Annotated in this window: 23 protein-coding genes and 1 riboswitch; of the genes, 7 read left to right on the top strand and 16 right to left on the bottom strand. The window is 71.4% G+C overall.

Going from position 1 to position 26111, the window contains the following annotated elements:
- Positions 1-197 precede the first annotated feature (197 nt).
- The 3 genes from EAT49_RS10610 to EAT49_RS10600 all read left to right on the top strand — a co-directional run bounded on the left by EAT49_RS10610 (position 198) and on the right by EAT49_RS10600 (position 1149).
- Positions 198-443 (top strand): hypothetical protein, encoded by a 246-nt coding sequence (locus EAT49_RS10610; protein ID WP_123642284.1) that lies wholly within the window; start codon positions 198-200, stop codon positions 441-443.
- Between the two features lie 86 nt (positions 444-529).
- Positions 530-784 carry a GlsB/YeaQ/YmgE family stress response membrane protein gene (locus EAT49_RS10605; protein WP_123642283.1) on the top strand — a complete coding sequence of 85 codons (255 nt, stop codon included), beginning with the start codon at positions 530-532 and terminating at the stop codon, positions 782-784.
- A 56-nt stretch (positions 785-840) separates the two neighbouring features.
- The gene (locus EAT49_RS10600; RefSeq protein WP_123642282.1) at positions 841-1149 is read left to right on the top strand and encodes a hypothetical protein; all 309 of its coding nucleotides are present in this window, start codon (positions 841-843) and stop codon (positions 1147-1149) included.
- A gap of 12 nt (positions 1150-1161) precedes the next feature.
- On the opposite strand, the gene EAT49_RS10595 is transcribed toward EAT49_RS10600, so the two are convergent.
- Positions 1162-1533 (bottom strand): Hint domain-containing protein, encoded by a 372-nt coding sequence (locus tag EAT49_RS10595; protein ID WP_123642281.1) that lies wholly within the window; start codon positions 1531-1533, stop codon positions 1162-1164.
- Between the two features lie 738 nt (positions 1534-2271).
- Here EAT49_RS10595 and dapE point away from each other — a divergent pair.
- From dapE to EAT49_RS10580, 3 genes are all read left to right on the top strand, one after another.
- Positions 2272-3426, top strand: a complete 1155-nt coding sequence (gene dapE, locus EAT49_RS10590) for a succinyl-diaminopimelate desuccinylase (protein WP_123642280.1) — start codon at positions 2272-2274, stop codon at positions 3424-3426.
- Positions 3427-3702: 276 nt separating this feature from the next.
- The gene (gene rnr / locus EAT49_RS10585) at positions 3703-5979 is read left to right on the top strand and encodes a ribonuclease R (protein WP_123642279.1); all 2277 of its coding nucleotides are present in this window, start codon (positions 3703-3705) and stop codon (positions 5977-5979) included.
- A gap of 64 nt (positions 5980-6043) precedes the next feature.
- The gene (locus tag EAT49_RS10580; protein ID WP_425459520.1) at positions 6044-7282 is read left to right on the top strand and encodes a lytic murein transglycosylase; all 1239 of its coding nucleotides are present in this window, start codon (positions 6044-6046) and stop codon (positions 7280-7282) included.
- 98 nt (positions 7283-7380) lie between these two features.
- Here EAT49_RS10580 and EAT49_RS10575 read toward each other — a convergent pair whose 3' ends face one another.
- The 9 genes from EAT49_RS10575 to cobO all read right to left on the bottom strand — a co-directional run bounded on the left by EAT49_RS10575 (position 7381) and on the right by cobO (position 15789).
- A complete protein-coding gene (locus EAT49_RS10575; protein ID WP_123642277.1) occupies positions 7381-8766 on the bottom strand; it encodes an aminotransferase in 1386 nt (461 codons plus the stop codon).
- A gap of 96 nt (positions 8767-8862) precedes the next feature.
- Positions 8863-9369 carry a hypothetical protein gene (locus EAT49_RS10570; RefSeq protein WP_123642276.1) on the bottom strand — a complete coding sequence of 169 codons (507 nt, stop codon included), beginning with the start codon at positions 9367-9369 and terminating at the stop codon, positions 8863-8865.
- Positions 9366-9839, bottom strand: a complete 474-nt coding sequence (locus tag EAT49_RS10565) for an RNA pyrophosphohydrolase (RefSeq protein ID WP_123642275.1) — start codon at positions 9837-9839, stop codon at positions 9366-9368. Before EAT49_RS10565 ends, EAT49_RS10570 begins: the two co-directional genes overlap by 4 nt.
- Positions 9839-10453: a LysE family translocator gene (locus tag EAT49_RS10560; RefSeq protein WP_123642274.1), complete on the bottom strand. Its 615-nt coding sequence runs from the start codon at positions 10451-10453 to the stop codon at positions 9839-9841. The genes EAT49_RS10565 and EAT49_RS10560 overlap by 1 nt, the downstream gene beginning before the upstream one ends.
- Positions 10454-10580: 127 nt before the next feature.
- Positions 10581-11957, bottom strand: a complete 1377-nt coding sequence (locus EAT49_RS10555) for a S41 family peptidase (protein WP_123642273.1) — start codon at positions 11955-11957, stop codon at positions 10581-10583.
- 10 nt (positions 11958-11967) lie between these two features.
- On the bottom strand, positions 11968-13092 hold the full coding sequence (locus EAT49_RS10550; protein ID WP_123642272.1) for a murein hydrolase activator EnvC family protein: 1125 nt from the start codon (positions 13090-13092) through the stop codon (positions 11968-11970).
- Entirely contained in the window at positions 13089-14609 is a 1521-nt protein-coding gene (gpmI, locus tag EAT49_RS10545; RefSeq protein WP_123642271.1) for a 2,3-bisphosphoglycerate-independent phosphoglycerate mutase, read from the bottom strand. Before gpmI ends, EAT49_RS10550 begins: the two co-directional genes overlap by 4 nt.
- A gap of 89 nt (positions 14610-14698) precedes the next feature.
- Positions 14699-15184 (bottom strand): GNAT family N-acetyltransferase, encoded by a 486-nt coding sequence (locus EAT49_RS21125; protein WP_185020725.1) that lies wholly within the window; start codon positions 15182-15184, stop codon positions 14699-14701.
- Positions 15181-15789 (bottom strand): cob(I)yrinic acid a,c-diamide adenosyltransferase, encoded by a 609-nt coding sequence (gene cobO, locus EAT49_RS10535; RefSeq protein WP_123642269.1) that lies wholly within the window; start codon positions 15787-15789, stop codon positions 15181-15183. Before cobO ends, EAT49_RS21125 begins: the two co-directional genes overlap by 4 nt.
- A 68-nt stretch (positions 15790-15857) precedes the next feature.
- Between cobO and EAT49_RS10530 the strand changes: the two genes are divergently transcribed.
- A complete protein-coding gene (locus EAT49_RS10530) occupies positions 15858-16979 on the top strand; it encodes an endonuclease/exonuclease/phosphatase family protein (RefSeq protein ID WP_123642268.1) in 1122 nt (373 codons plus the stop codon).
- Positions 16980-17023: 44 nt separating this feature from the next.
- Here EAT49_RS10530 and EAT49_RS10525 read toward each other — a convergent pair whose 3' ends face one another.
- From EAT49_RS10525 to EAT49_RS10500, 6 genes are all read right to left on the bottom strand, one after another.
- Positions 17024-18235, bottom strand: a complete 1212-nt coding sequence (locus tag EAT49_RS10525; RefSeq protein ID WP_123642267.1) for a TsoY family (seleno)protein — start codon at positions 18233-18235, stop codon at positions 17024-17026.
- 86 nt (positions 18236-18321) lie between these two features.
- Positions 18322-18771: a GNAT family N-acetyltransferase gene (locus EAT49_RS10520; RefSeq protein ID WP_123642266.1), complete on the bottom strand. Its 450-nt coding sequence runs from the start codon at positions 18769-18771 to the stop codon at positions 18322-18324.
- Positions 18772-19146: 375 nt separating this feature from the next.
- The gene (gene cobN / locus EAT49_RS10515; RefSeq protein WP_123642265.1) at positions 19147-22857 is read right to left on the bottom strand and encodes a cobaltochelatase subunit CobN; all 3711 of its coding nucleotides are present in this window, start codon (positions 22855-22857) and stop codon (positions 19147-19149) included.
- 496 nt (positions 22858-23353) lie between these two features.
- The gene (locus tag EAT49_RS10510; protein WP_123642264.1) at positions 23354-23806 is read right to left on the bottom strand and encodes a GNAT family N-acetyltransferase; all 453 of its coding nucleotides are present in this window, start codon (positions 23804-23806) and stop codon (positions 23354-23356) included.
- Positions 23803-24879, bottom strand: a complete 1077-nt coding sequence (gene cobW, locus EAT49_RS10505) for a cobalamin biosynthesis protein CobW (RefSeq protein WP_123642263.1) — start codon at positions 24877-24879, stop codon at positions 23803-23805. Before cobW ends, EAT49_RS10510 begins: the two co-directional genes overlap by 4 nt.
- Before the next feature lie 85 nt (positions 24880-24964).
- Positions 24965-25648 (bottom strand): energy-coupling factor ABC transporter permease, encoded by a 684-nt coding sequence (locus EAT49_RS10500; RefSeq protein WP_123642262.1) that lies wholly within the window; start codon positions 25646-25648, stop codon positions 24965-24967.
- A 56-nt stretch (positions 25649-25704) separates the two neighbouring features.
- Positions 25705-25929: riboswitch (cobalamin riboswitch) on the bottom strand.
- Between the last annotated feature and the right edge of the window lie 182 nt (positions 25930-26111).

Below are 26111 nucleotides of genomic sequence, written 5' to 3'. Positions count from 1 at the left end.
TACCCGGTGCGAGAGCGTTGTGCAGGTGCGGCGGCGCGGTGCGGGGCGCTGTGGAGGGGTGGCGGGGATTGCGGGCCTGTCCGGCGGCGGGCGGGGAGCGGTTGGAACACCCGCGGCGGGACGTGGTTCCCCCTTTACCGTGCGCCCGCACCGGCCGGCCCGGTCCGGACGCTCCGACCAACACGGAGGTACATTCCATGACACGTCTTGCCGCTCTTCTGACCCCGATCTGGCTGCTCGCGGCCTGCGAGAACCCAGCCGGCACCGCCGCCGCCGGCGCGGCCGCCGGCGCGCTGATCGACGACGACGAACCGGTGCGCGGGGCGCTGATCGGCGGCGCGACCGCCGCCATCGCGCAGGACGTGTTGCGGCGCACCCAGGCCGGCAACTGCGTCTACCGCGATCCGCAGACCGGCGGCACCTTCACCGCGGCCTGCCCGTAAGGCGCGGCGGAACACCGTCCCGGCCCGGCCGTTACCGCGGGTAGTGCCCGCAACGGCCGGGCGAACGGACGGAAAGGACTGACTCAATGCAAGGTGTAGGCTGGATCATGGCCATCATCATCGGCGGACTCGCCGGGTGGCTGGCCGAGAAATTCATGAACGCGAACATGGGGCTCCTGATGAACATCCTTCTGGGGATCGTCGGCGCCATCGTGTTCAACTTCCTCGCTTCGCTGATCTTCGGGACCGCGGCCTACGGCTGGTTCGGATCGCTGATCGCGGGGTTCATCGGGGCAAGCCTGCTGATCTGGGTCGCGCGGATGTTCAAGCGCTCCGCCTGAGGCGGACGGTGGCGGGCCGGGCTTGACGCCGGCCCGCCGCCGACCCACAGGAGGGCATGGCGCAAGAGGTCTACACCCTGCTCGTCGAGGTCGGCCGGAAGGCCGGCGACGGTCTGCCCGAGGCGGCGACCGGGGCGGCTCTCATGGTCTATGCGAGCGGCGTGGACGAGGCCGAGGCGGTGCGGGAAACCGTGGCGATCCTCAAGCGCGCCGACATGGCGCCGCTCGACGTGTCGGGCTACGGCACGCTGGCCGAGCGGGAGGCCGAGGGGCACGACATTCCCGAGGAGGAGCGGGCGCTGATGGCCCGCGCGCTCGAGGAGAACTCCGTCATCGTCGCGCAGATGACGCCCTTCTACGACTGAGGGCGGCGCGGCTCAGGCCGCGCTGCGGCGGTGGAGGAGATCCATCGCCTCGTAATCGGCCAGGGTCCGCGGCGGGGCCGGGTCTTCGCTCGGGCAGAGGGTACGCGGCATCCGGGCGAGCACCGTCCGCGGATGCAGGGCCTCCGGGCCGGGGCGCAGGGTCTCGCAGCCGAGGCCCGCCACGTCGAGCAGCGCGGGCCGGTCCAGCACCGGGGAGACGTAGCGCATGAGCGGCGGCGCGGGCTCGCGCCGCGCCATAGGGCTGCGCAGGAGCTGGGACGCGGTGCAGCGGACGCGGTCGGTGTCGAAGAGGTATTCCACGTCGGAGCCGGTCAGCTCGAACCGCTGCGCGCCGAAGGCGGAGATGTCGCGCGAAAGGCCCATGTAGGGCGAGAGCCATGGTCAGGGGCGGGGGGCCCGCGATGGAGGTCTCCGCCGCGATGCGGCCGTCGGGATCGAGGAGCGCGAGCCGCCCGCTTCGAGCGGGTCCGTCCCAGGCCACGGCGACGAGAAAGCCGTGCACGGCGCGCGCCGCATCGACGGGGAGCGAGGCGCTGGCGAGGCTCGGGCCCTGGCGGATCTCGATCCGCAGCCGGTCCCGGGCGAAGCGCAGGGCGACACCCGCCTCCCAGGGCGCGCGGGTGGCGTAATCGAGAAGCGGCAGGGCGGCGAAGGCCGGCTCGAACCGCCAGTCGAGGAGGAGCGTGCCGCGCGCCACGGGCCAGTCCGGCGACGCGCCGGACGCGGGCAGGAGGCGCGCGCCGTCCGGTCGGGGCGGCTCCGTGCGGAGGGCGAGCCAGCTCATCGGACGGCGCCGGGCGTCGGCCCTGCGGTCGTCGGTGCCGGGCTCCGGGGCGGCTTCGGGATCGGCGGCATGGTCACCTTCGCGCGGGTCGAGGGGGCGACCGCACGGACCGGCGCACGGGGGCGGGCCGGGCGTCGGGGGATACGGCTCGTGCGACCCTGCCTCGGGGTTCTCGTTGGGGAAAGTGTAGCCGGGCGCCGATCCCGTGTCACCGAGGCGCGTCGCAGCGTCGGAGGGTTGTCGCCCCGCCGCCACAGGGGTGGCGTTGCGGCGCGGGCCGCTTCGCGCTAGCGCTGGCCGCGAAGGAGAGCCCGCCCATGTCCCCGAGCCCCGATCCCGTCGCCCTGACCCAGGCCCTTGTCCGCTGCGCCTCCGTCACCCCGCGCGACGCGGGCGCGCTCGGGGTGCTGGAGGAGGCGCTGTCGGCGGCGGGCTTTGCCTGCGAGCGGGTGGAGAGGGGCGGTGTCGGCAACCTCTTCGCGCGCTGGGGCGAGAGGGGGGCTGTGCGGACCTTCGGCTTCAACGGGCATGTGGACGTGGTTCCGCCGGGGGATGCGGCGGACTGGTCCCGGCCGCCGTTCTCGGGCGAGATCGCGGAGGGCGCTCTCTGGGGGCGGGGCGCGGTGGACATGAAATCGGGCGTCGCGGCCTTTGCCGCCGCCGCAATCCGGTTCGTGACCGAGACGCCGCCCGGGGGCGGTGCGGTGATCCTCGCCATCACGGGCGACGAGGAGGGCGACGCGGTGGACGGCACGCGGGCGCTGCTCGACTGGATGGACCGGGAGGGCGAGCGGATGGACGTCTGTCTCGTCGGCGAGCCGACCTGCCCCGAGACGCTGGGCGAGATGATGAAGATCGGCCGGCGCGGGTCGCTCAACGCCTTCCTGACGGTGACGGGGGTGCAGGGGCATTCGGCCTATCCGGACCGGGCACGGAACCCGGTGCACGCGCTGGTGCGGCTGGCGGACCGGCTCGCCGCGCACCGGCTCGACGAGGGGACGGCGCATTTCGACCCCTCGACACTGGCGGTGGTGACAGTGGACACCGGGAACCCCGCGACCAACGTGATCCCGGAGCGGGCGAGGGCCACGGTGAACATCCGCTTCAACGACCTGCATTCCGGTGCGTCGTTGACCGGGTGGCTGGAGGCGGAGGCCGCGGCGGTGGGCGCCGAGTTCGGGGTGCATGTGGACGTGTCGGTGAAGGTCTCGGGCGAAGCCTTCCTGACGCCGCCGGGCGCGCTGTCGGATCTCGTCGCGGGCGCGGTGGAGGCGGAGACCGGGCTGCGGCCGGTCCTGTCGACCACGGGCGGAACCTCGGACGCGCGGTTCGTGAAGGACCACTGCCCGGTGGTGGAGTTCGGCCTCGTGGGCCGGGGGATGCATGCCGTGGACGAGCGCGTGGCGGTCGAGGACGTGGTCCGGCTGACGGCGATCTACGGGCGGGTGCTGGAGCGGTATTTCGCCGGGTGATCCTCGGGGGTGGCCGGTGGGTTGGAAACCCACCCTACGCGGGAGCCGCTTCTTTCGGGACGGCGAGGCTTGTGGCGCGGGCGGTGGGTTGGAAACCCACCCTACGCGGGAGGCGCTTTTTCCGGGACGGCGAGGCATGTGGCACTGGCGCGACGGGCTGGACCCTCGGCCGGGGGATGCATGGTGCGGTGAGGGGGCGGTGCGCAGGACTGCGTACCCGGGGAGAGGTGGGCTTTCGGCCATGACGGGGGCGGGCGGGCGTGCTAGGTGCGCTGCATGGCCCAGATCCCCTCCAAGGAGGAGGTCCTCGACTGGATCTCCGAGAACCCCACGCAGACGTCCAAGCGCGACATCGCCAAGGCCTTCGGCCTCAAGGGCGCGGCGCGGATCGACCTCAAGCGGCTCCTCAGGGAACTGGAGGACGAGGGGCATCTCGAGAAGCGCGGACGCAGCTACCGCGACCCCGACAAGCTGCCGCCGGTTGCGATCCTGCAGGTGACCGGGCCCGATGCGGACGGCGATCTTTTCGCGCGGCCGCTGGAATGGCAGGGGGAGGGGCCGGAGCCCCGGGTGCTCGTGATCCCGAGGGACAGCGATCCGGCACTGGGCGCAGGCAACCGCATTCTCGCCCGGCTGACCGAGGTCGAGGGCGAGGACCATGCCTACAGCGCGCGGCTGATCCGCAGGATCGGCTCCAACCCGCTGAAGATCCTCGGGGTGTTCCGCAAGGGCTCCGAGGGCGGGCGGATCCTGCCGGTGGACAAGGGCTCCGATCGGGAATGGACCGTGGCGCCGGGCGAGGACCACGGCGCGCGGGACGGCGAGCTGGTCGAGGCCGAACAGGCGGGGCCGAAGGGGCGCCTCGGCTTGCCGCGGGCGCGCATCCTCGCGCGGCTGGGCGATCCGTCGGAGCCGCGGGCGGTGAGCCTGATCGCCATCCACCAGCACGGGATTCCCGACCGCTTCCCGGATGCGGTGGTGGCGGAGGCGGACGGGATGACGCCGGCGGGCCTCTCGGGGCGGGAGGACCTGCGGGACCTGCCGCTGATCACCATCGACCCGTCCGATGCCCGGGACCATGACGACGCCTGCCACGCCCATCCGGACGAGGACCCGAAGAACACGGGCGGGCATGTGCTGTGGGTCGCCATCGCGGATGTGGCCCATTACGTCCGGCCCGGCTCGGCGCTGGACCGCGAGGCGAGGAAGCGCGGCAATTCCACCTATTTCCCGGACCGTGTGGTGCCGATGCTGCCGGACCGGCTGTCGGGGGATCTCTGCTCGCTCCACGAGGGCGTGCCGCGGGCCTGCATCGCCGTGCGGATGCGGATCGACGCCGAGGGCGAGAAGATCGGGCATTCGTTCCATCGGGGCCTGATGCGCTCGCCCGCCTCGCTGACCTACGAGGAGGTGCAGGCGGCCGTGGACGGAGAGCCCAATGACAGGACCGGGCCGCTTCTGGCGCCGGTGCTGGAGCCGCTCTATGCCGCCTATCGCGCGCTGAAGGCGGCGCGGGAGAGGCGGCAGCCGCTGGAGCTCGACCTGCCGGAGCGCAAGATCGTGCTGGGCGAGGACGGCAAGGTGGTGTCGGTCGAGCAGAAGGAGCGGCTGGACGCGCACCGGCTGATCGAGGAGTTCATGGTGCTGGCCAATGTGGCCGCCGCCGAGACCCTGATCGAGAAGCGGTCGCCGCTGCTCTTCCGGGTGCACGAGGAGCCCGATCCCGACAAGCTCGATGCGCTGCGCGAGGTGGCGGAGGCGGCGGGGCTGACGCTGGCCAAGGGACAGGTGCTGAAGACGGCGCATCTCAACCGGCTGCTGGGGCAGGCGGCGGAGACAGAGGAGAGCGAGCTCATCTCGATGGCGACGCTCAGATCCATGCAGCAGGCCTATTACAGTCCGGAGAATTTCGGCCATTTCGGTCTGGCCTTGCGGAACTACGCGCATTTCACCTCGCCGATCCGGCGGTACTCGGACCTCGTGGTGCATCGCGCCCTGGTGTCGGCCCATGGTTGGGGGAAGGACGGTCTTTCACGGGACGAGATCGAAGACCTGGAGGCGACGGCCAAGCATATCTCCGACACCGAGCGACGGTCGATGGCGGCGGAGCGGGACACGACGGACAGGTATCTGGCCGCCTATCTGGCGGACCGTGTCGGCGCGGAGATCGGCGGACGGATCGCGGGGATCGCGAAGTTCGGGGTCTTCGTGAAGCTCGACGGGACGGGGGCGGACGGGCTGGTTCCGATCCGCGACCTCGGTGACGAATATTTCCATTACGACCGCGACAGCCAGACACTCATGGGGTCCGAGACGGGGATCGAGATCCGCATGGGGATGCGGGTGAAGGTGCGTATCCGCGAGGTGGCGCCGGTGACCGGCGGGCTGATCCTAGACATGATCGACATGCCGGGCGGCGGCAGCGGCAGCGGCGGCGGTGGCAGGCCGGGTCGCAAGGGCGGGCCGAGAGGCAAGCCGCCGCGCCGCAAGATTGCGCAGGCCAAGCAGAAAGCCGCCAAGACGGCACGGAAGGTCAAGCGGACGCGGCGCTAGGCTGGCCTCGGGGGTGGGGGCTCGGCTAGGCTGACGGGAAAGCGGGACGACAGTGGAGGCCCGAGTGCGGATCATCGGCGCGCTGGTTCTGACAGTGACGGCTCTGGCCGCGTCCCCGGGCGTGGCCCAGGGGGCGCTGGGCAATCTGGCGACGGAGGATGGCGTGCGGGGCGAGGAGATCGGGACGGTCGGATTCGCGGCCTGGAAGGACGGGTTCCGCGAACGGGCGATCGCCCGGGGCATCGACGCCGCCACGCTGGACCGCGCCCTGCCGCGCATGGACTACAGCGAACAGATCATCCGGCTGGACCGCAATCAGGCGGAATTCGTCAAGCCGATCTGGGAGTATCTCGACACCGCCGTGTCCGAGGCGCGGATCGTCAACGGCCGGGCGGCGCTGGCGGCGAACGAAGCGCTGCTGCGGGAGATCGAGGCGCGCTACGGCGTGGACCGGCATGTGGTGGTCGCGATCTGGGGGCTGGAGAGCGCCTACGGGACCTATCGCGGCACCACGGACACGCTGTCTGCGCTGGCGACGCTTGCGGCCGATTCGCGGCGGGGGGCGTTCTTCGAGGGACAGCTGATCGCGGCGCTGCGGATCCTGCAGGGGGGCGACGCGGAGCTGGAGGAGCTGGAGGGAAGCTGGGCGGGGGCCATGGGGCACACGCAGTTCATGCCGACCTCGTACCTCGCCTTCGCTGTGGATTGGGACGGGGACGGGAGGCGGCATATCTGGGGCGACGATCCGGCGGATGCGCTGGCCTCGACGGCGGCCTATCTGGCGCGGTTCGGCTGGGTGACGGGGCAGCCCTGGGGGGTGGAGGTGCAGCTGCCGGAGGGGTTCGACTACCGTCTCGCGGATCGCGAGATCGAGCGGATGCCGCGGCAGTGGGCGGAGATCGGGGTTCTGGGGCTCGACGGGGCGGCGGTGCCGGACCACGGCGCGGCCTCGGTGCTGCTGCCGGCGGGGCACGAGGGGGCGGCCTTCCTCGTCTTCGAGAACTTCGCGGTGATCGAGAGGTACAACACGGCCGATGCCTATGTGATCGCGGTGGGGCATCTGGCGGACCGGATCCGGGGCGGGGCGGAGATCAGCGTGCCCTGGCCGCGGCATCTCGGCGGGCTCGCGGGGCCGGAGCGGATGGAGTTGCAGGAGCGGCTGACGGCGGCGGGGTTCGACACGCTGGGAATCGACGGGAAGATCGGGCCCAACACGGTGGCGGCGATCCGGGCCTACCAGGTCTCGGAGGGGCTGGTTCCCGACGGTTATGGTTCGCCGGCGCTGCTGGAGCGGCTGAGGTAGGCCAGCGTTTCACGATGAACAGCGCCTCAAGATATTGATGTAATTGAGATTTTCTGGTTAACGCCGTGCGGCGTCGGCCTGTCTCGGGGGCGGGGTTCCTATGCGCCCGGCTCCGCCGCAGCTGCCTCGATGGCCCGTGCGAGGCGGTCCACGAGCTGGGCGATCTCGGCCTCGTCGATCACGAGGGGCGGGCAGATGGCGATGGTGTCTCCTATCGCCCTGACGATGAGGCCGTTGTCCTCGGCCAGGGCGGCGACGCGGGGGCCGAAACGGGCGCTGGCGTCGAACAGGGTCAGAGGGTCGCGACGCGCCACGAGCTGGACGCCGGCGAGAAGGCCCGTGCCGCGGATGTCCCCGACGTTCGGATGCCCGCCGAGGCGGTCGCGCAGGCCGCCCAGAAGGACCGGCTCGAGCGCCTTGGTCCGCTCGGGGATGGCGAGCTCCTCGTAGAGGGCGATGGCCTCGCGCGCGACGGCGGCGGCGACGGGGTGACCCGAATAGGTCATGGTCAGGCCGAAGATGCCGAGGCGGCCCGAATAGGCGGAGATCGCGTCGAAGATGCGCGCGTTCATCATCAGGGCCGACATCGGGATGTAGGCGCTCGTCAGGCCCTTGGCGAGGACGATCAGGTCGGGCTCGAGGCCCATGCGGGTGGTGCCGAACATCTCTCCGGTGCGGCCGAAGGCGGTGACCACCTCGTCCGCGACGAGAAGGATGTCGTGCTTATTCAGGAGGCGCTGGAGGCCGTCGAAATAGCCCTCGGGCGGGACGATGACGCCGCCCGCGGCCATGACCGGCTCGGTGAAGAAGGCGGCGATGGTCTCCGGTCCCTCGGCGAGGATGCGGGCCTCGAGTTCGGCGAGGAGTCGGGCGACGAACTGCTCTTCGGTTTCGTCCGGCTGCGCCCCGGTGAGATAATGGGGCGTGGCGACGTGCAGAAAGCCGTCGAGCGGGAGGTTGAACCCCTCGTGGGCGTAGGATGTGCCGGTGAGGGAGGCCGCGGCGATGGTGTTGCCGTGGTAGGCGCGGTCATGGGCGAGGAACTTGCGCTTCTGCGGCTGGCCCACGGCGTTCCAGTAGTACCAGCAGAGGCGCGCGGCGCAGTCGGCGGATTCGGAGCCGGAATTGGCGAACCAGACATGCGACATGGGCACGGGGGCGATCTCGAGCAGCTTCTCCGCCAGCTCTATGGGCGCGGGATGCCCCTTGTGGTTGGTCAGGTGGTAATAGGCGAGCTTGCGCATCTGCGCCTCGCAGGCGGCGATGAGCCGTTCCTGCCCGTAGCCGAGCGAGATGCACCAAAGGCCGGACATGCCTTCGAGGTAGGTCCGGCCTTCGCCGTCGGAGACCCAGACGCCCCGGCCGCTCTCGATGATCTTCGGGCCGATCTCGAGGTGGCGAGCGAGGTCCGTCAGGCCATGGACGAGCGACCGGCGGTCGCGGGCTTCAAGGGAATTCGGAAGGGAGGGAAGGTCGGTGTCCACGTCGGGCCTCTGGAGGATGCGGCGGTCTTCGGCTGGCGGGGGCCTTGCGGCACCGGGCGGCGGCGCCTGTGCACGCGCCGCCGCCCGGGGGGCGGGTCACTGCGGGAGGCCGTCCGCCGGCGTGCAGTCGCCGCCCTGGATGCAGGAGACCATCTGCGCCAGTGTCTCGCGCGAGGGGTCCGGGAAGACGCGGGTGGCGCAGGGGTCGAGGACGAGAGTGGGGCCGCCGTCGTCCACGAGGACGAAGGCCAGCGCCTCCACCGGGCTCGGGAGCTGCCCGCACCAGGGGCCGCCGCAGACGGGCTGGAGGATCACCGGGCCCATCCAGCTCTCGGTGAAGCCCTCGGGGCCCAGGACATGGCCCATGAATTCGGAGACCACCGGCTCGGGCTGGGGATCGTCGGGCGTGCGCTCGGTGAGGAGGCCGCCGGGCATCCGGCCCGCGTCGAAGCTGAAGCGGCCGTGGATCACGGCGAAGACCCGCTCGGAGGCGTCCGCCTCCTGGAACGTGCGCGCGGGATCGGGCCTGAGGCAGGAGAGCGCCGCGGCGGGGGAAGCGAGGGCGGCCAGGACAAGGGCGGCCAGGGCGAGGCGGGGGGTCATATGAGGTCTCCGAATTCTTCGAGCACGCGGGCATAGACCGCCCGCTTGAATGGGACGATCCTCGGGACGACATCCTTGGGCGCCACCCAGTCCCAGGATGAGAATTCCGGGTGGTCGGTGTCGATCCGCACCTCGGCATCCTCTCCGAGAAAACGCAGGAGGAGCCATTTCTGGCTCTGCCCCCGGTAGCGCCCGCCCCAGCGGGTGTCGGCGACGCCGGGCGGGAAATCGTAGGAGAGCCAGTCCGAGGTCTCTGCCTCGATCCGCACGAGGCGGGCGGGGACGCCGGTTTCCTCTTCCAGTTCGCGCAGGGCGGCCTGTTCGGGGGTTTCGCCCGGGTCGATGCCGCCCTGGGGCATCTGCCAGGCAGGCTCGCTTTGGTCGGCGCGCTGGCCCATGAAGACGCGGCCGTCGCGGCTGGCGAGCATGACACCGACGCACGGACGGTAGGGGCGGCGCTCGGGCTCCATCAGGCGCGCTCGAGGGCGAGGCGGCCGGCGAGGGCGGCGAAGACCGCGGCGAAGCCCCGGCGTGCCCAGCGCATGGCGGTCTCGGAGCCGAGGACCCGGGTCCGGGCGGTGGCGGCGAAGAGGCCGTAGAGCACGAAGACGGCGAAGGTCATCGCCATGAAGACCGCGCCGAGAAGCGCCATCTCGGCGGTGGCTGTCGCGGGATCGCCGGACAGGAACGGCGGCAGCAGCGCGAGGAAGAAGATCGACAGCTTGGGGTTCAGGATGTTGATGAGCGCCCCGCGCCGGGCGATGCGCCAGCCGGGATCGCGGTTCTCCTGCGCCTTGACGGCGAGGGCGCCGCCGGCGCGCAGGCTGTCCCAGGCGAGCCAGAGGAGGTAGGCGACGCCCGCGTATTTCACCGTCGTGAAGAGGAGCGCGGAGGTGTGGAGCAGCGCCGCGAGGCCGAGGGCGGCGGCGGCGAGGTGGGGCACGATGCCCAGCGTGCAGCCCGCCGCGGCCCAGAGGGCGGCGCGCCGTCCCTGACCGAGGCCGAGGGCGAGGGTGTAGACGACGCCGGTGCCGGGGGCGATGACGACGACGAAGGCGGTGACGAGGAACTGCAGGCTGATCATGGGCACTCCGGGACGGTCCTGTCCGAGGGTCCCGGTTTTACGGGCGGCGTCAAGGCGCGGAGGCGGGGCGATGCCGGCAGGGGGCGGGCGGCGACGCGAGGGAGGCCGCGCCGCCGCCGGAGGGGCGTTACGGGTTCGCCACCTGTGCGGGCGCCGCGACCGCAGCCGCCGGGCCGAGGGCGGAGAGGCCCTTCAGGATGTCGAGCGCATAGGCGAGCTGGTAGTCCTCCTCGCGCAGGGCGGCGGTGGCCTCGGCGCGGGCGCGCTCCCGTTCGAGAAGCTCGGTTTCCTCCGGCGACAGGCTGTCGCTGGCGAGGGCGCCGCGCAGGTCGGCCTCGCCGCGGAAGCGGGGCATCTCCTCCTCCTCGGCATCCATCTCCTCGTCGAGGGGGCGGGGTGCCGGCTGTTCGACGATGATGTCGGGCGAGATGCCGAGGGCCTGGATCGAGCGGCCCGAGGGCGTGTAGTAGCGCGCCGTGGTGAGCCGCATGGCGGCGTCGCCGCGGAGGGGAATGACCGTCTGGACCGACCCCTTGCCGAAGCTCTGGGTGCCCACGACGATGGCGCGCCTGTGGTCCTGAAGGGCGCCCGCGACGATCTCCGAGGCGGAGGCGGAGCCCTGGTTGATCAGCACGACGATGGGCTTGCCCTCGGCGATGTCGCCCTCGCGCGCCTGGTAGCGGTCGCTGTCGATCGGGTCGCGGCCCCGGGTGGAGACGATCTCGCCCTCGTCGAGGAAGGCGTCGGTGACCCGGATCGCCTGGTCGAGCAGGCCGCCGGGGTTGTTGCGGAGGTCGAGCACGATGCCGGTGATTCCGTCCCAGCCTCCGGCCGCCTCCACCTGCTCCTCGAGCCCCGAGGTGAGGTTCGGATAGGTCTGGTCGTTGAAGGTGGAGACCCGCAGCACGACGGCCTGCCCCTCGGTGCGCGCGCGCACGGCGGTGAGGCGGATGGTGTCGCGGATGATCGAGACCTGGAAGGGTTCCGGCCGGTTCTCGCGCACCACGGTCACGGTGATCTCAGAGCCCACGGGGCCGCGCATCATTTCCACCGCCTCGTCGAGGGTGAGGCCGAGCAGGCTTTCGCCGTCCACCGCGGTGATGAAGTCGCCGGCCATGATCCCGGCGGCGTCGGCGGGCGTGCCGTCCATGGGGGCCACGACCTTCACATAACCCTCTTCCTGGGTCACCTCGATGCCGAGCCCGCCGAACTGGCCGCGGGTCTGCACGCGCATGTCGGCGGCGTCCTCGGGCGAGAGATAGGAGGAATGCGGATCGAGCGAGGTCAGCATCCCGTCGATCGCCGCCTCGATCAGGTCGCCCTCGTTCACCTCCTCGACGTATTGCGCGCGGATGCGTTCGAAGATGTCGCCGAAGAGGTCGAGCTGTTCGTAGACGCTGGCCTGGTTCGCGCCTTCCTGCGCGAGGAGGGGGCCGGCGACCTGTGTGGTGACGATCGCGCCGCCAAGGATGCCGGCGACGGCGGCCATCGCGAATCTCTTCATAGTCGTCTCCTCATGGCCGGGACGCGAACCACGCCGCCGGATCTACGGCACTCTGCCCGTTCCTGACCTCGACATATAGCGTCTCGGAGCGGGTGCCCGCCACGGGTCCCGTGGTTTCAGTCAAAATCTGTTGAACGTCTGCCGGCTCGGCCCCGCCCATGAGCCCGAGCGGCGTCCCGGCGGGGACCACCTCGCCGGGGGTGCCGTAGACCGTGGCGAGACCGGCGAGGACGATCAGGAGGTCCGGTCCCGGCTCGACGATGACGACCTGCCCGTAGTCGAGCAGCGGCCCCGCGTAGCGGATCGTGGCGGCCGCGGGCGCGGTGACGAGCGCGCCGGGGCGGGCGGCGAGGATCCAGCCGGGGCGGCGGATGCCGGCGGCGTCGGGCTGGTCGAACCCGCGCAGGAGCGTGCCCTCGACCGGCAGGGGAAGGCTGCCCGGCTCCGGCGCGGGCGGCGCGGCGCCGGGGCCCTCGGCGGCGACGGTGACGGGCAGGCCCTCGGCGAAGGCGGCGAGCGTGTCGGCGGAGGCGAGGAGCGCGGCCATGGCGATGCGGTCCTCGGAAAAGCGGCGCGGCAGGTCGGTGCGTTCGGCGATGGCCTCGGACAGGGCGGCGCGGGCCTCCTGGGCGCCTGCAAGGCCGCCCGAGAGCGTCTCCGCGGCCTCGTCCTGCAGGAGGCGCAGCAGCGCGAGCTCCTCGAGCTGGCTGCGCAGGGCCTCGGCCTCGGCATGGAGGGCAGGGGTCACGTCCGACAGGATCATGCCGGAGCGCGCGGTTCCCGTCGGCCCGGAGGGATGCAGCAGCAGGAGCGGAGCGGGCGCGGAGGACAGCGTGGAGAGCACGCCCAGAAGGCGGGAGACCTCGGCCTCGCGCGCCGCGAGATCGAGCTCGATGGCCCGGGCGCGGATCGCGGCGCGGCGGAGGCCGTCGCGCAGGGCGGCGAGCCCGTCCTCGTAGGCGCGCAGGGTCGCGGTCAGGGCCTCGACGCGGTCCCGGCCGCCCTCGGCGCTGTCGAGCAGGCGCGCCGCCTCCTCCAGCCGGGCGGCGGCCTCGGCGGCGGCCCGGGCGGGATCGTCCTGCGCGGCGGCAGGCCAGGCGAGCAGGAGGCAGAGGGCGAGAACCGCGCGGATCATCGCTCGATCAGGCTGCGCCCCGTCATCTCGGGCGGCAGGTCGAGGCCCATGAGGTCGAGCACCGTGGGCGCGAGATCGGCGAGGATGCCGTCGCGCAGCCGCACGCCCTCGGGACCGCCCCAGACGATGACGGGCACCGGGTTCAGCGTGTGCGCCGTATGGGGCCCGCCGGTCTCGGGATCGGCCATGAGTTCGCAATTGCCGTGGTCGGCGGTCACCACGATGGCGCCGCCCGCCTGCTCCAGCGCCTCCATGACGCGGCCCAGCCCCTGGTCCACCGCCTCGCAGGCCCTGATCGCGGCCGAGAGATCGCCGGTATGGCCGACCATGTCGGGGTTGGCGTAGTTCACCACGATGAGGTCGTAGCCCTTGCCGATGGCGGCGACGAGGCTGTCCGTGACCTCGGGGGCGCTCATCTCGGGTTGCAGATCGTAGGTCGCCACCTTGGGCGATTTCGGCATGTGCCGGTCCTCGCCCTCCTCGGGGGTTTCCTTGCCGCCGTTCAGGAAGAAGGTGACATGGGGGTATTTCTCGGTCTCGGCGAGGCGGAACTGCGTCAGCCCCTTGGAGGCGACCCAGGCGCCGAGGGTGTTGGTGACCTCGGTCTTGGGGAAGACGGTGGTCATGTAGCGGTCGTGGCTTTTCGAATAGTCCACCATGCCCAGGCGGGCGGCGAGGGTCGGGCGCCGGGAGACGTCGAATTCGGAGAAGTCCGGATCGCCGATGGCGGCGAGGATCTCGCGCGCGCGGTCGGCGCGGAAGTTGAGAAAGAAGATGCCGTCGCCGTCCTTCATCCCGGCATAGGTGCCGATGGTGGTGGCGGGCAGGAATTCGTCGGTGACGTCCTTGTCGTAGCCCGCGCGGATCGCGGCGACGGGGTCGTCGGCCCGGGCCTCTCCCTTCGCCTCCACCATGGTGCGGTAGGCCTTCTCGATCCGGTCCCAGCGGGTGTCGCGGTCCATGGCGAAATAGCGCCCGGTCACGGTGACGATCTTCGCCGCCCCGGGCAGGTCCGCGACGAGCTGCGACACGCAGTCCGCGCCGGAGCGGGGGGAGACGTCGCGGCCGTCTGTGATGGCATGGACCGCGACGGGCACGCCGGCCTCCGCGATGACGTGGGCGGCGCGCGCTAGGTGGCGCTGGTGGGCATGGACGCCGCCGGGGGAGGCGAGGCCGATCAGGTGGGCGGTGCCGCCGCTGTCCTTCAGCGTCTCGATGAACTCCGTGAGGGCGGGGCGGGTGTCGAAGCTGCCGTCCTCCATGGCGAGGTCGATCTGCCCGAGATCCATGGCCACGGTGCGGCCCGCGCCGATGTTGGTGTGGCCCACCTCGGAATTGCCCATCTGGCCCTTCGGCAGGCCCACGACGGGGCCATGGGTGGTGAGCGTGGCGTGGGGGCAGGTCGCCCAGAGCCGGTCGAAGGTCGGGGTCTCGGCCAGGGCGGGCGCGTTGGCCTCTCGGTCTTCGCGCAGGCCCCAGCCGTCGAGGATGCACAGAACGACGGGTTTTCTTGCCATGGGTCGTCTCCGGGTTCGTCGCGCCCGGCTTAACGCGGGCGGGCGGGGAAAAGAACCGTCCCTGTCCTCATCTGGCCAGAAATACTCCCTTACCTGCCGAAGCCGTAGAGCCGTTCGGTGATCGGGGTCCCGCCGATGCGGTCCGCGCGCGTCAGGAGCTGCCGCCCGCCCATCTTCTCGTAGAAGGCGCAGGCACGGGCGTTGGCCTCGACCACGAGAGCGGTGAAGGGCGCGGCGCCGCGCACGAAGGCCAGCAGCGCCTGTCCGAGACCGGTGCCGTAGGCCCGGGCGAGGACATAGAGGCAGTAGAGCTCGTCAGGGTAGGGGCGCGCCTCGGGCGCGGGGTCGCGCTGGGGACCCATCTGGGCGAAGCCGAGGCCGGGGGCGAGGGCGATGCGGCTGCCGCCGCGCGCGATCTGGCCGGACCATTGCGCAAGCCGCGCGTCGAGCGGGCGGGCCGCGATGGCGGAGGCGGGCAGGATCAGGCGGTAGGTTTCGGCCCAGGTCTCCACATGGAGCCGGGCCAGCATCGGCGCGTCGCGCGGCGCCGCGTCCCGGATGCCGAAGCCGGTCAATACTCCACGCCGATCTGTGCCTTGATCCCCGAGCGGAACGGGTGCTTGACCAGCTCCATCTCGGTCACGAGGTCGGCGGCCTCGATCAGGTCCGGGTGCGCGTTGCGGCCCGTCAGCACGACATGGGTCATGGGCGGCTTTTCCGCGGCGAGGAAAGCCAGCACCTCGGCGATGTCGAGGTAGTCGTAGCGCAGGGCGATGTTGATCTCGTCGAGCAGGACCATGCGGTTCGCCGGATCGCGGATCAGGTCCTTCGCGATCTTCCAGGCGGCCTGCGCCATCTCGGTGTCGCGGGTCTTGTCCTGGGTCTCCCAGGTGAAGCCCTCGCCCATGGTGTGGAACTGGCAGACGTCCGAAAAGCGCGCGAGGATCAGGTCGCGCTCGCCCGTGGACATGCCGCCCTTGATGAACTGCACCACGGCAGAGGGCATGCCGTGGGCGATGCAGCGGAAGATCATGCCGAAGGCGGCGGAGGACTTTCCCTTGCCCTTGCCGGTATGGACGATGATCAGGCCCTTCTCCTCGGTCTTGGTGGCCATGATCTTGTCCCGCGCGGCCTTCTTCTTGGCCATCTTCTGCGCGTGGCGCTCCGTGTCGTCGGTCATCGTCCGTCTCCTGTCTTGAGCGGCGATGGTGGCGCGGGTCAGAGTGGCGGGCAAGGGGGAGGTGGCCCATGCCCAACTACAACGACCTGCGTCCCGAGGCAGATTTCCGCGAGCGGGACTATGCGCTGGTGTTCCCGGGCATGACGCTCGTCGAGAAGCGGCGCTGCATCGAGGGGCTGCTGCGGCTGAAGATGGGGCTGGGCAGCCTGGTGCCGCCGCGCAGGACCGAGGCGAACCTGCTGATCGCAAGCTGGAACATCGTGCGGTTCGGGGCGAGCAAGCAGCGGCTGCCGGAGAGCTATTACTACCTTGCAGAGATCATCGCGGCCTTCGATCTGGTGGCCGTGCAGGAGGTGCGGACCTCGCTGAGGGAGCTGGAGCTGGTCATGCGCATCCTCGGCTCCGACTGGCGCTACATGGTCAACGACGTGACCGGCGGGCCCGCGGGGAACCACGAGCGGTCGGCCTACATTTACAACACGCGCCGGGTGGAGCTGTCGGGCCTCGCCGCCGAGATCGCGCTCTGGAAGGAGATGCGGGGGCCGGGCGCGCTGATCGAGCAGATCCAGCGGGCGCCCTTCGTCACCGGGTTCCGCGCGGGGTGGAAGGACTTCGCCATGGTGAACCTGCACCTCCAGCCGGGGGACGGGCGCAGGGACGTGGAACTGCGGATGGAGGAGGTGCGGCTGCTGCTGGCGGCGCTGGACCACAAGGCGCGGGAGGTCTGGACGGAGAACCTCGTGCTGGTGGGGGACATGAACCTCTATTTCGACGCCGACATTCCCACGGTGGCGGCGATCGAGGCGGCGGGGTTCCGCGAGAACGACGGGGCGAAGGGCATTCCGACCAACGTGGGCGGGACCGAGGCCTATGACCGGATGTTCTTCCGGGAGGGGGAGTATTTCAGCTTCGAGACCGCGGAGGGGCGGGAGATCGGCGGGGTGTTCGATCTCTTCGGCTTCGTGTTCCGGGACGAGGACTGGCCGGTCTACCGCGCGGAGATGGCCGCCGATCACGGCACCCCCGCGCGGGCCGCCGCGATCCCCCACGACGATGCGCTGGCGGAGAGCTACTACCGGAACCCGTGGCGCAAGAACCAGATCTCCGACCACCTGCCGGTCTGGGTGGAGTTGCGGTCCGACGATTCGGCGAAGTTCCTCTCGGGCAACCTCGGCGCGCTGGGGTCATGAAAAAGGCGGCGCCGGGGGCGCCGCCTTTGGTCGCGGTGGCGAGATCACTCGGCGGGGACGGCGTGGCCGGCGCGGGGCTGGCCGAAGTGCCGCCGGTTCAGGTGCCAGACGAGGGCGATCATGGCGACCTGCAGCGCGAGGGCGACGGCGGTGAGCGCCCAGTAGGCCGCGCCGAACTTCGCGATGAGCTCCGCGCCGACGAGGCCCTTGTTGATCCAGAAGTGCATCATCACCGAGAGCGCCACGCCCGGGCAGACGAGGGCGTAGGAGCCCGGGCTGTTGCCGTCGCCGGTCAGAAAGGCCGAGGCATAGCCCTGGCGGCGGAGCACCAGGAGGCCAAGGGCGGTGAAGGCGAGCTGCACGGCGAGGATCTTCGTCAGTGTCATGAAGGTGGCGGCGTCTTCCACATGGGCGCCCAGCGTCGTGTGCAGGCCGTGGGACTGGCGCAGCCACATGATGCCGAGGACCGTCAGGAGCGGGACGACGATCAGGAGCGTGGGGCCGGATTCCCTTGCCGTGCCGTGCTGGAGCATGGAGGCGAAGGCGGTCACGGCGGCGACGGCGGCATAGAGCGCGGCGACGGTGCCGAGCGCGCCCGAGAGCACGAGGCTGAGGCCCACGACGGAGGGCACGGTCGAGAGGGCGGCGGGGGCCGAGAGACCCACGGCGACCATCGACAGGGCGAAGGCGGGCAGAAGCTGCGCGAAGCTGTTGTTGGCGGTCACGTCGAAGATGCCGCCCGAGGACAGGATGCGCCCGAGGAAGTGGCCGATCTGCGCGAAGGCGAGGGCCGCGATGGCGAGGAAGGCGACCATGGCGAGCGGGAAGAGGTATTCCACGACGCCCCAGAGGCCGGGGACGAAGACGAGGCCGAGGATGAAGCCCACGTTGACCGTCATGGCGAGCGCGAGCGGCAGGGCGAGAAGCTGCGTCTCGGCGTTGGAGCCGCGCAGTTTCGTATAGGCCTCGGTGCGGCGGAAGGCCTGCATCTGCCGCAGGTTCCAGACGAGCGACTTGACGTTGAGAATGGCGAAGCCCGCGATGCCGGTCACGGCGGCGGCGATGGCGAGTTTCAGCGCGGGGCCGCCCGCGGCCCAGGCGGCGGCGATGTCCTCGAACACCGGCACCGGCTGGCCGGGATGGGGCACCCAGAACATCAGATACATGAAGAAGGTGACGGCGAGCCCTCCCGCGCCGAGCGAGGCGAGGAAGTAGAGCGGCGAATAGCGGTCCGCGGGGCGGGGGCTGGGTGTCATGGCGAGACTCCGATTCGATACATTACACAGTTGGTATATATCGGCGGCGTAACGCCCGGATTGATACATGTCAAAGACGGAATGTCTTAGCGGGGGAGGTCCAGCGGCGCGCTGTCAGACAGGCTCTTGGCGAGGTAGCTGCGCACGCGGGCGGGGTCGGGGTGGCCGAGGCGTCCGAAGGTCCGGTAGCCGTGCCGCTCGTAGAAGCCGGGCGCCTGGAAGCCGTAGGTGTCGATGAAGATGCCGAGCATCCCCTCGGCTCGGGCCTTGTCCTCTGCCTCCGAGAGGAGCCGCGATCCAAGGCCGAGTCCGCGGTGGGAGGGCGCCACGGCCAGGAAGCGCACGAAGAGCCAGCCGTAGAGGCGATAGCCCGCGAAGCCCGCGACGACCTGTCCGTCCTCGTGCAGCTCGAGCGCGAAGGGCGCGTTGTCGAAGGAGTGGCCGGCGGCGGTGGCGTGATCGGACGGCCAGTCGGTGAGGCGCTTGTGACTCGTCTCTTCGGGATCGGTGGGGATGATCGTCCGGATTGTGCTCATGAAACAGGCAGAACCCGGCGGGCGGGCGGGGTCAAGTCTTCGTGATGGGCAGGAGGCCGCTGCGTCAGGGGCGGTCCGGCAGGAAGGTGCCGATCCGGAAGGTGGTCGCGACGGGGGCGCGAAGGTTTCGCAGGATCGCAAGGGGGAGTGGTGGCAGGATGACCGCGAACCCGCCCGGACCGTGGCGGGATGTTGAGGTCTTGCAGAAGGACGACCACGATGAAGATTTCGCCTCGAGTCTCCCTGTTTCTCTTCGCCGGAATGCTGGCCCTGGCCGGGTTGTCGGGATTGATCGGGTAACCCGACCGCGGTCTGGAGCGGGTGCCGGGCGGCGGTCCGGCCGACGGGCGGAGGCGTGCCGGGCAGAAGCCCGACCTACGGGCGGGAGGGCGGCGTCGCGGCGAGGGTCTCGATCCGGGCGCGGGCGGAGTTGGAGGCGGGCGTCCAGAGGCCGCGGTCGATGGCCTCCGCGAGTCGCTGGGCGATCTCGGTGAGGGCGGACGGGTTGGCGTCCTCGATGAAGGCGCGGGTGGCGTCGTCCTCGAGGAAGGCCTTTTCCACGAGGTCGAAGTGGTGGTTGCGCACCGCGCGGGTCGTGGCGGCGAAGGCGAAGAGGTAGTCCACCGTCGCGGCGATCTCGAAGGCGCCCTTGTAGCCGTGGCGTTTCACCCCCTCGATCCATTTGGGGTTCACCACGCGGGACCGGATGACGCGGGCGATCTCGTCCTCGAGCGTGCGGATGCGCGGGCTTTCGGGGCGCGAGTGGTCGTTGTGGTAGGAGGGCCGCTCGCGGCCCTGGAGCGTGGCGACGGCGGCCGCCGCGCCGCCCTCGAACTGGTAGTAGTCGTCCGAGTCGAGCAGGTCGTGCTCGCGGTTGTCCTGGTTCTGGACGATGGCCTCGACGGTTTCGAGGCGGGCTTCGAGCCCCGCGCGGTCAGGGCGGCCTTCCTGGCCCGCGGTATAGGCGTAGCCGCCCCAGTCGAGCCAGGCCTCGGCGAGGTCGGCGCGGTCGGACCAGAGGCGTTCGTCGATCATGGCCTGGAGGCCCGCGCCGTAGGCACCGGGCTTCGCGCCGTAGATGCGGGGGCCGGGGCTGTGGGCGGCCGCGTTCATGTCGGGGGGTTCGTGGAGGGCCTGCACGGCGCGGGCGGCGCTGTCGAAAAGGTCGATGAGGGCGGGGAAGGCGTCGCGGAAGAAGCCCGAGATGCGGAGCGTGACATCGACGCGGGGTCGGTCGAGGACGGCGAGCGGCAGGATCTCGAAGCCGGTGACGCGGCGGGACAGGGCGTCCCAGGTGGGCTTGACGCCCATGAGCGCCATGGCCTGCGCGATGTCGTCGCCGCCGGTGCGCATGTTGGACGTGCCCCAGGCGGTGACGAGCAGGCTGCGGGGCCAGTCGCCCTCGCGCTGGAGGTGGGTCTCGATCAGCAGGTTCGCGGAGTTCCACCCGAGCGCCCAGGCGGTCTGGGTGGGCACGGCGCGGCTGTCGACGGAGAAGAAGTTGCGTCCCGTGGGCAGCGTGTCGAGGCGGCCACGGGTGGGCGCGCCGGAGGGGCCGGGGGGGATGGCGCGGCCTTCCAGAGCGGTCAGGAGCCCGGTGCCCTCGGCCGGGCCGCAGGCGGCGACGGTGGGCAGGATGCGGGTGTCGATCTCGGAGAGGACGGCGGCGCTCGCCGCGCCCTGCGGGCGAGTCTCGCCGTCGACGAGTCGCCGGGCGAAAAGTTCGAGGCGTTCGACCGTGTCGCCGTTGCTGCGCCAGGGGTCGGGGGTGAGGTCCGCGAGCGCCGGCGGTTTCTCCGCGGCGGGGGCGGCCATGTCGCAGTCGAGGGGATCGAGGGAGAGGTCGAGATCGGCGGCCAGCGCGCGCAGGAGCGAGGCGTCGGGGCCGGTGCCGGAGCCTCTTGGGACGCGCGCGAGCGCGATGGCGAGGTCGCGGGCGAGGGCGCCCTTGGGCGACTGGCCGAAGACGTGGAGGCCGTCGCGGATCTGCGCCTCTTTCAATTCGCAGAGCCAGGCGTCGAGTTTCGCCAGATCCGTCTCCGCCTCGCCGCGGAGGCCCGCGTCGGAGGCGAGGCCGGTGGCCTGGCTGAGGGAGAGGATCTCCCCGCGCAGGCGCGCGGCGCGGGCGGGATCGAGGCCGGCGGCCTCGTAATATTCGTCCACCAGCGCCTCGAGGTCGCGGAGGGGGCCGTAGGTCTCGGCGCGCGTCAGGGGCGGGGTGAGGTGGTCGACGATCACCGCCTGCGCGCGGCGCTTGGCCTGCGTGCCCTCGCCGGGGTCGTTGACGATGAAGGGGTAGACATGGGGCATGGGGCCGAGCGCGATCTCGGGCCAGCAGGTTCCGGACAGGGCCAGCGCCTTGCCGGGGAGCCATTCGAGAGTGCCGTGCTTGCCCATGTGCACGATGGCATGGGCCTCCCAGTGCAGGCGGAGCCAGAGGTAGAAGGCGAGGTAGTTGTGGGGCGGCACGAGGTCGGGGGAGTGGTAGGTCTCCTCGGGGTCGATGTTGTAGCCGCGGGCCGGTTGCAGCCCCACGGTCACGTTTCCGAAGCGGTGGATCGAGAGGGCGAAGGCCGCGCCCGCCTCGGGCCGGTCTCCCGAAGGGAGTATTTCGGGCCAGATGAGGAAGGGGTCGGTCTCGGGCGGGCCCCAGCGGTCGGTGAGCTGGCGCTTGGCGTCCCAGGGGAGGGCGTCGAACCAGGCCTTGTAGGTGGCGAGGGGGAGGCGTTCGCCGCCCTCCTTCGCGGCGCGGTCGGGGAGCCAGTTGGTGGGGCCCGCAAGGAGGCGGTCCATCAGGGCGGCGCCGTCCGCCGGAGGCTCGGTGGTGTAGCCCGCCTCCCGCATCAGGTGCAGGGCGTGGGCGGTGGCGGCGGGGGTGTCGAGGCCGACGCCGTTGGCGAGGCGGCCGTCGCGGTTGGGGTAGTTGGCGAGGACGAGGGCCACGCGGCGGTCTTCCGCGGGGGTGCGGCGGAGGCGGGCGGTCCGGGCGGCGAGTTCGGTGACGAAGTCGATGCGGTCGCCCCGGGGCCGGTAGGCGGCGATGGGGCACTGGGTGGCCTCGTCGATGCCCGCGGCGTCCTTGAAGCTGATGGCCCGCGCGAGAATCCGGCCGTCGATCTCGGGCAGGGCCACGTTCATGGCAATGTCGCGGGCGGAGAGGCCGGTGAGGCCCTCGGACCAGGCCTCCTCGGTGCCGCCCGAGAGCACGATCTGGTAGACCGGGGCGCCGTGGCGGCCGGCGAGGGGGTTCTCGGCGCCGTCGCCCGAGGGGGTGCCGGTGGCGAAGGCGGTGGCGTTGAGGATCACGTCGGGGGGCGCCTCTGCGAAGGTCTCCCGCAGGAGCGCGGCGCCGAGGGGGTCCTTGAGGGAGGAGACGTAGACGGGCAGGGGCGCGAGCCCCGCGCGCAGGAGGCTGCGGGTCAGGCGGGCGACCGGGGCGAGGCCCGCGCCCTGCAGGAGCGCGCGGTAGAAGATCACCGGGACGATCGGGGCGCCTTCCGGCCAGTGCGCGCGGATCGCGGCGAGGTCCGGGTCGGTCTCTCCGGGCCAGTGGAGGCCGGCCTTGAGAAGCGGTTTCGCCGGGGGCGGGCGGTCGGGCTCGTCCCGGGCGAGGGCGCGGGCGCGGGCGAGAAAGCGGGTGGCGTTCTCGGGGCCGCCCTCGACGAGGCAGGACCAGAGGGCGTCGTAGTCCTCGGCCGGGAGGGTGGACAGGGCGCGGAGTTCCGGGTCGGGCTTGTCGTCGCCGGGCAGGAAGGCCACAGGCACGCCCGCCTCGTGGAGCCGGGCGGAATATTGCGCGAGGCCGTAGCGCCAGTAGCCCGCGCCGCCGAGAAGGCGGGCGATCACCAGCCGGCAGCGGGTGGCGCAGGTGTCGAGATGCAGGTCCACCGACATCGGGTGGCGCAGGTGGGCGAGGCTGGCGAGGCGCAGGGCGGGCGGGTCGTCCATGGCGCCGCGGGCCTGCGCGAGGAGCGCGAGCTCGGTGTCGGCGGCGGAGATCACCAGCACCTCGGCGGGGGTCTGGCCCAGGTCGACGGGCTCCTGGCCGTCGTCGGCCTGGCCCGGAGTGGCGGCGAGAAGGTGCATCAGCGGAACCGGGGCCGGGGCGCGGGGCTTGGGCCGGTATGAGCGAGAAGAAAGACAGACCCGATCGGCACAGGCCGGACAGACCCGACCTGGACAAGCCCGCCAGGCCCGAGGACCGGACCGCGATCGACCAGCTCGGGAAGAAGCCGGTGCAGGGTCCGGAGAATATCGAGCAGGGGCGGAAGTATCCGCAGAAGCCCCCGCCGAACGACTGAGGGCCGGACGACGCGTTGCCGCCCTCCACGCTCCTCGGGCGGGGGAGGTGACCCGGGCGCATGCCTTCTGTCGGCGCGGGAAGGGGGGCTGTCTGCCCTCCATGTGGCAAGCGCGGGGCGCTCGCGCCGTCCCCCCGAGGACCGTGTCTCGCAAGAGAAACGCAGGGGGAAGGCGCTGGCGGCGGAGCGGTGGGCGCCCGTTCGGAAGAGCCCGGCGCAGGGCCTCGCGTGCGGCCCGTCACCCCAGGCCGCCAGTGGCCAATGAGGACGCCGGAGGCCGATCACGTCAGGCGCTTTTCCATGAAGATGCTGGTGGCGTTCTCGCGATAGGCCCCGAATGGCCCGCAGGGGACGAAGCCGTGGCGGGCGTAGAGCTTGCGCGCCTCCTCGAGCAGGGTGCCCGTCTCCAGCCGCAGCATGTCGAGGCCTTCGAGCCGGGCGACCTGTTCGAGCCGGTCGAGGATCAGCGCCGCGACGCCGCGACGGCGGGCCTCGGGCGCGGTGAACATGGATTTCACCTCGCCGTAGTCGCCGCGCAGCGCCAGCGCCCCGGTGCCGAGGCAGGCGCCGTCCTCGCGGGCGACGAAGAAGCGGATGTCGGGGGCGGTCAGCTCCTCGATCGACAGGAAATGGTTCTCCTCGGGCGCGAAGAGATCCTGCATCAGCGCGTGGCTCGCCTCGAGCAGGGCCCGCGGACCGGGGTCGCGCGGATCTGCCGGGGCGACGGTGATCATGCCGAGAGCGCCGTGGAGATGGCGGCGCGGTCGAGGCCCGACTGGCCGATGACGACGAGGCGGGTGGCGCGGTCGGGGCCCGCGGCGCGGTCGAACCAGGTGTCGACGCGGGGGCCGACGGCCTGGACGGCGAGGCGCATGGGCTTGCCCGAGACCGCGGCGAAACCCTTGAGGCGCAGGATGTCGTGGGCGCGGATCACCTCGGCCACGGTTTCGGCGAAGGCCTTGGGGTCGGCGATCTCGCCGCGCTCGACGACGAAGCTTTCGAAGGCGTCGTGGCCATGGTCGTGGTGGTGATGATCGTGGTCGTCGTCGTCGTGGTGGTCGTCGTCATCATCGTGGTGGTGATGGTGGTGAACTTCGTGGCGGGCCTCGAGGTCGGTTTCGGCGGCCGTGTTCCGGCCCAGCAGGACCTCGACGGGAAGGGCGCCCATGGCGGTGCGGAGGACCTGGACTCCGGGGCGGGCGGCCTCGCCGAGACGGTGGCGCAGGGCCTCGGCGGCCTCCTCGCCGAGGAGGTCGGACTTGTTCACCACGATCATGTCGGCGCAGGCGATCTGGTCGTCGAAAAGCTCCGAGAGCGGGGTCTCGTGGTCGAGGGTGTCATCGGCCGCGCGCTGGCGGTCGACGGCCGCCTCGTCATGGGCGAAGCGGCCCTCGGAGACGGCCTGGCCGTCCACCACGGTCACCACGCCGTCGACGGTGAGGCGGGTGGCGAGGCCGGGCCAGTTGAAGGCGCGGACCAGCGGCTGGGGCAGGGCGAGGCCCGAGGTCTCGATCACGATGTGGTCGGGGGGTGTGGCGCGGGCGAGGAGTTTTTCCATCGTGGGGACGAAATCCTCGGCCACGGTGCAGCAGATGCAGCCGTTCGACAGCTCCATGATGTCGTCGTCGGAGCAGGTGGCGTCGCCGCAGCCCCTGAGACTTTCGCCGTCGACGCCGAGGTCGCCGAACTCGTTGATGATGAGGGCGATCCGCTTGCCGTTCGCGTTCTGCAGCATGTGGCGGATCAGGGTCGTCTTTCCGGCGCCGAGAAAGCCGGTGACGATGGTCGCGGGGATCTTGGCGGGCATGTCCGGGTCCATCCAGGGTAACGGGAAGGGTAGCGGGACAGCGCGCGGCGGCCGCGCACTGTCCGCAGGATGCGTTCGCCGCGTGTCAGTGCGCAGGGCCGTGGAGGCGCGGATGCGTGAGATGCACGTTGCGCAATCCGCCCCGGCCGGCCTTGGCCGCGGCCAGCACGGCGAGGTCGAGGACCGGCTCGATCAGGATGACGAGGAGATAGGCCATGCCGAAGGTGCCCACGGCGGACAGGGTCTCCGCGCCCGCGCCCTGGCCGTAGATCGCCCAGAAGGCGACCCAGGCGACGATGCCGCCCTGGTAGGCCGCCGAGAGCTTGAGCACCTGCAGGTAGGACAGGTCCACGTAAGCCGTGCCGGGCGCCACGATCCGCCGGGCGAGGCCGGCGATGGCGAAGAGCGGGAAGAGCAGCGTGGTCACGTTGACCCAGTACATCGGCAGGTCGGAGGGCGCGAAGAACAGCGACTGGATCGCGAGACCGGCGGCGAGGCCGAGCGCGGCGGGGGCGATGCCGAGCAGCAGCAGGATCGTCGTGCCGAGGATGAAGTGCACCTCCGACACGCCCACCGGGAAGGTCGGCAGGACCTCGAAGAAGATGAAGACGGTGGCGGTGGCGATGACGCTGCGGGTGGCCAGCGGGATGGCGCCGTGGGCCTTGAGGTCGTCCCACGCGAATTTCGCGGCGAGGCCGAGGCCCCCCGCGGCGGTGCCATAGGCGAGCGCCATCTTGGCGCCGTGGACGATTCCGGGTTCGATATGCATCTGTTCTGTCCCCTTTGCCGTCCCTCCGACGGCGTGGTTGATATGGCCGCGGGAGTGGTCTCCGGCGGTGCGCGGCAGGTCTCCTGGCTCGCGGGTCGCTGCGACCTGTCGCCTTCCCGGAGCGGGTGCCCCAGTGGCCGAGTGACAGGCCGCTCGCCGCTGACAGTCGCGGGGGCGGCTGCGGAATTGGGCCTCCTGGATGGATCGGCCCGCACCGCATTCCCTTTTGAGCCCCGACCGCTGGGCGGCCTTCGCGGGGCACCGTGCGGGGACTGTTGTGCGTCCGTGACAGCATTGGCGTCAAGTTCGTTTGCGACCTGTCGGCGCGCTCGTCCGCCCTTACGGGCGGTCTCGCCAGCGAATGCGCTATATCTTGGGGATAAGGCGGCGGGGGTGGGCCGATGTGGTGGCGCGCGCGTTGACATGCCGCGGCGGGGTTCGGCAGAGTCTCCCAGCAGGCAGA

The organism is Histidinibacterium lentulum (assembly GCF_003789055.1).
GTDB classification, from domain to species: domain Bacteria; phylum Pseudomonadota; class Alphaproteobacteria; order Rhodobacterales; family Rhodobacteraceae; genus Oceanicola; species Oceanicola lentulus.
The sequence above is the reverse complement of the archived record's forward strand: the minus strand, read 5'-3'. Positions and strand labels throughout refer to the sequence as shown.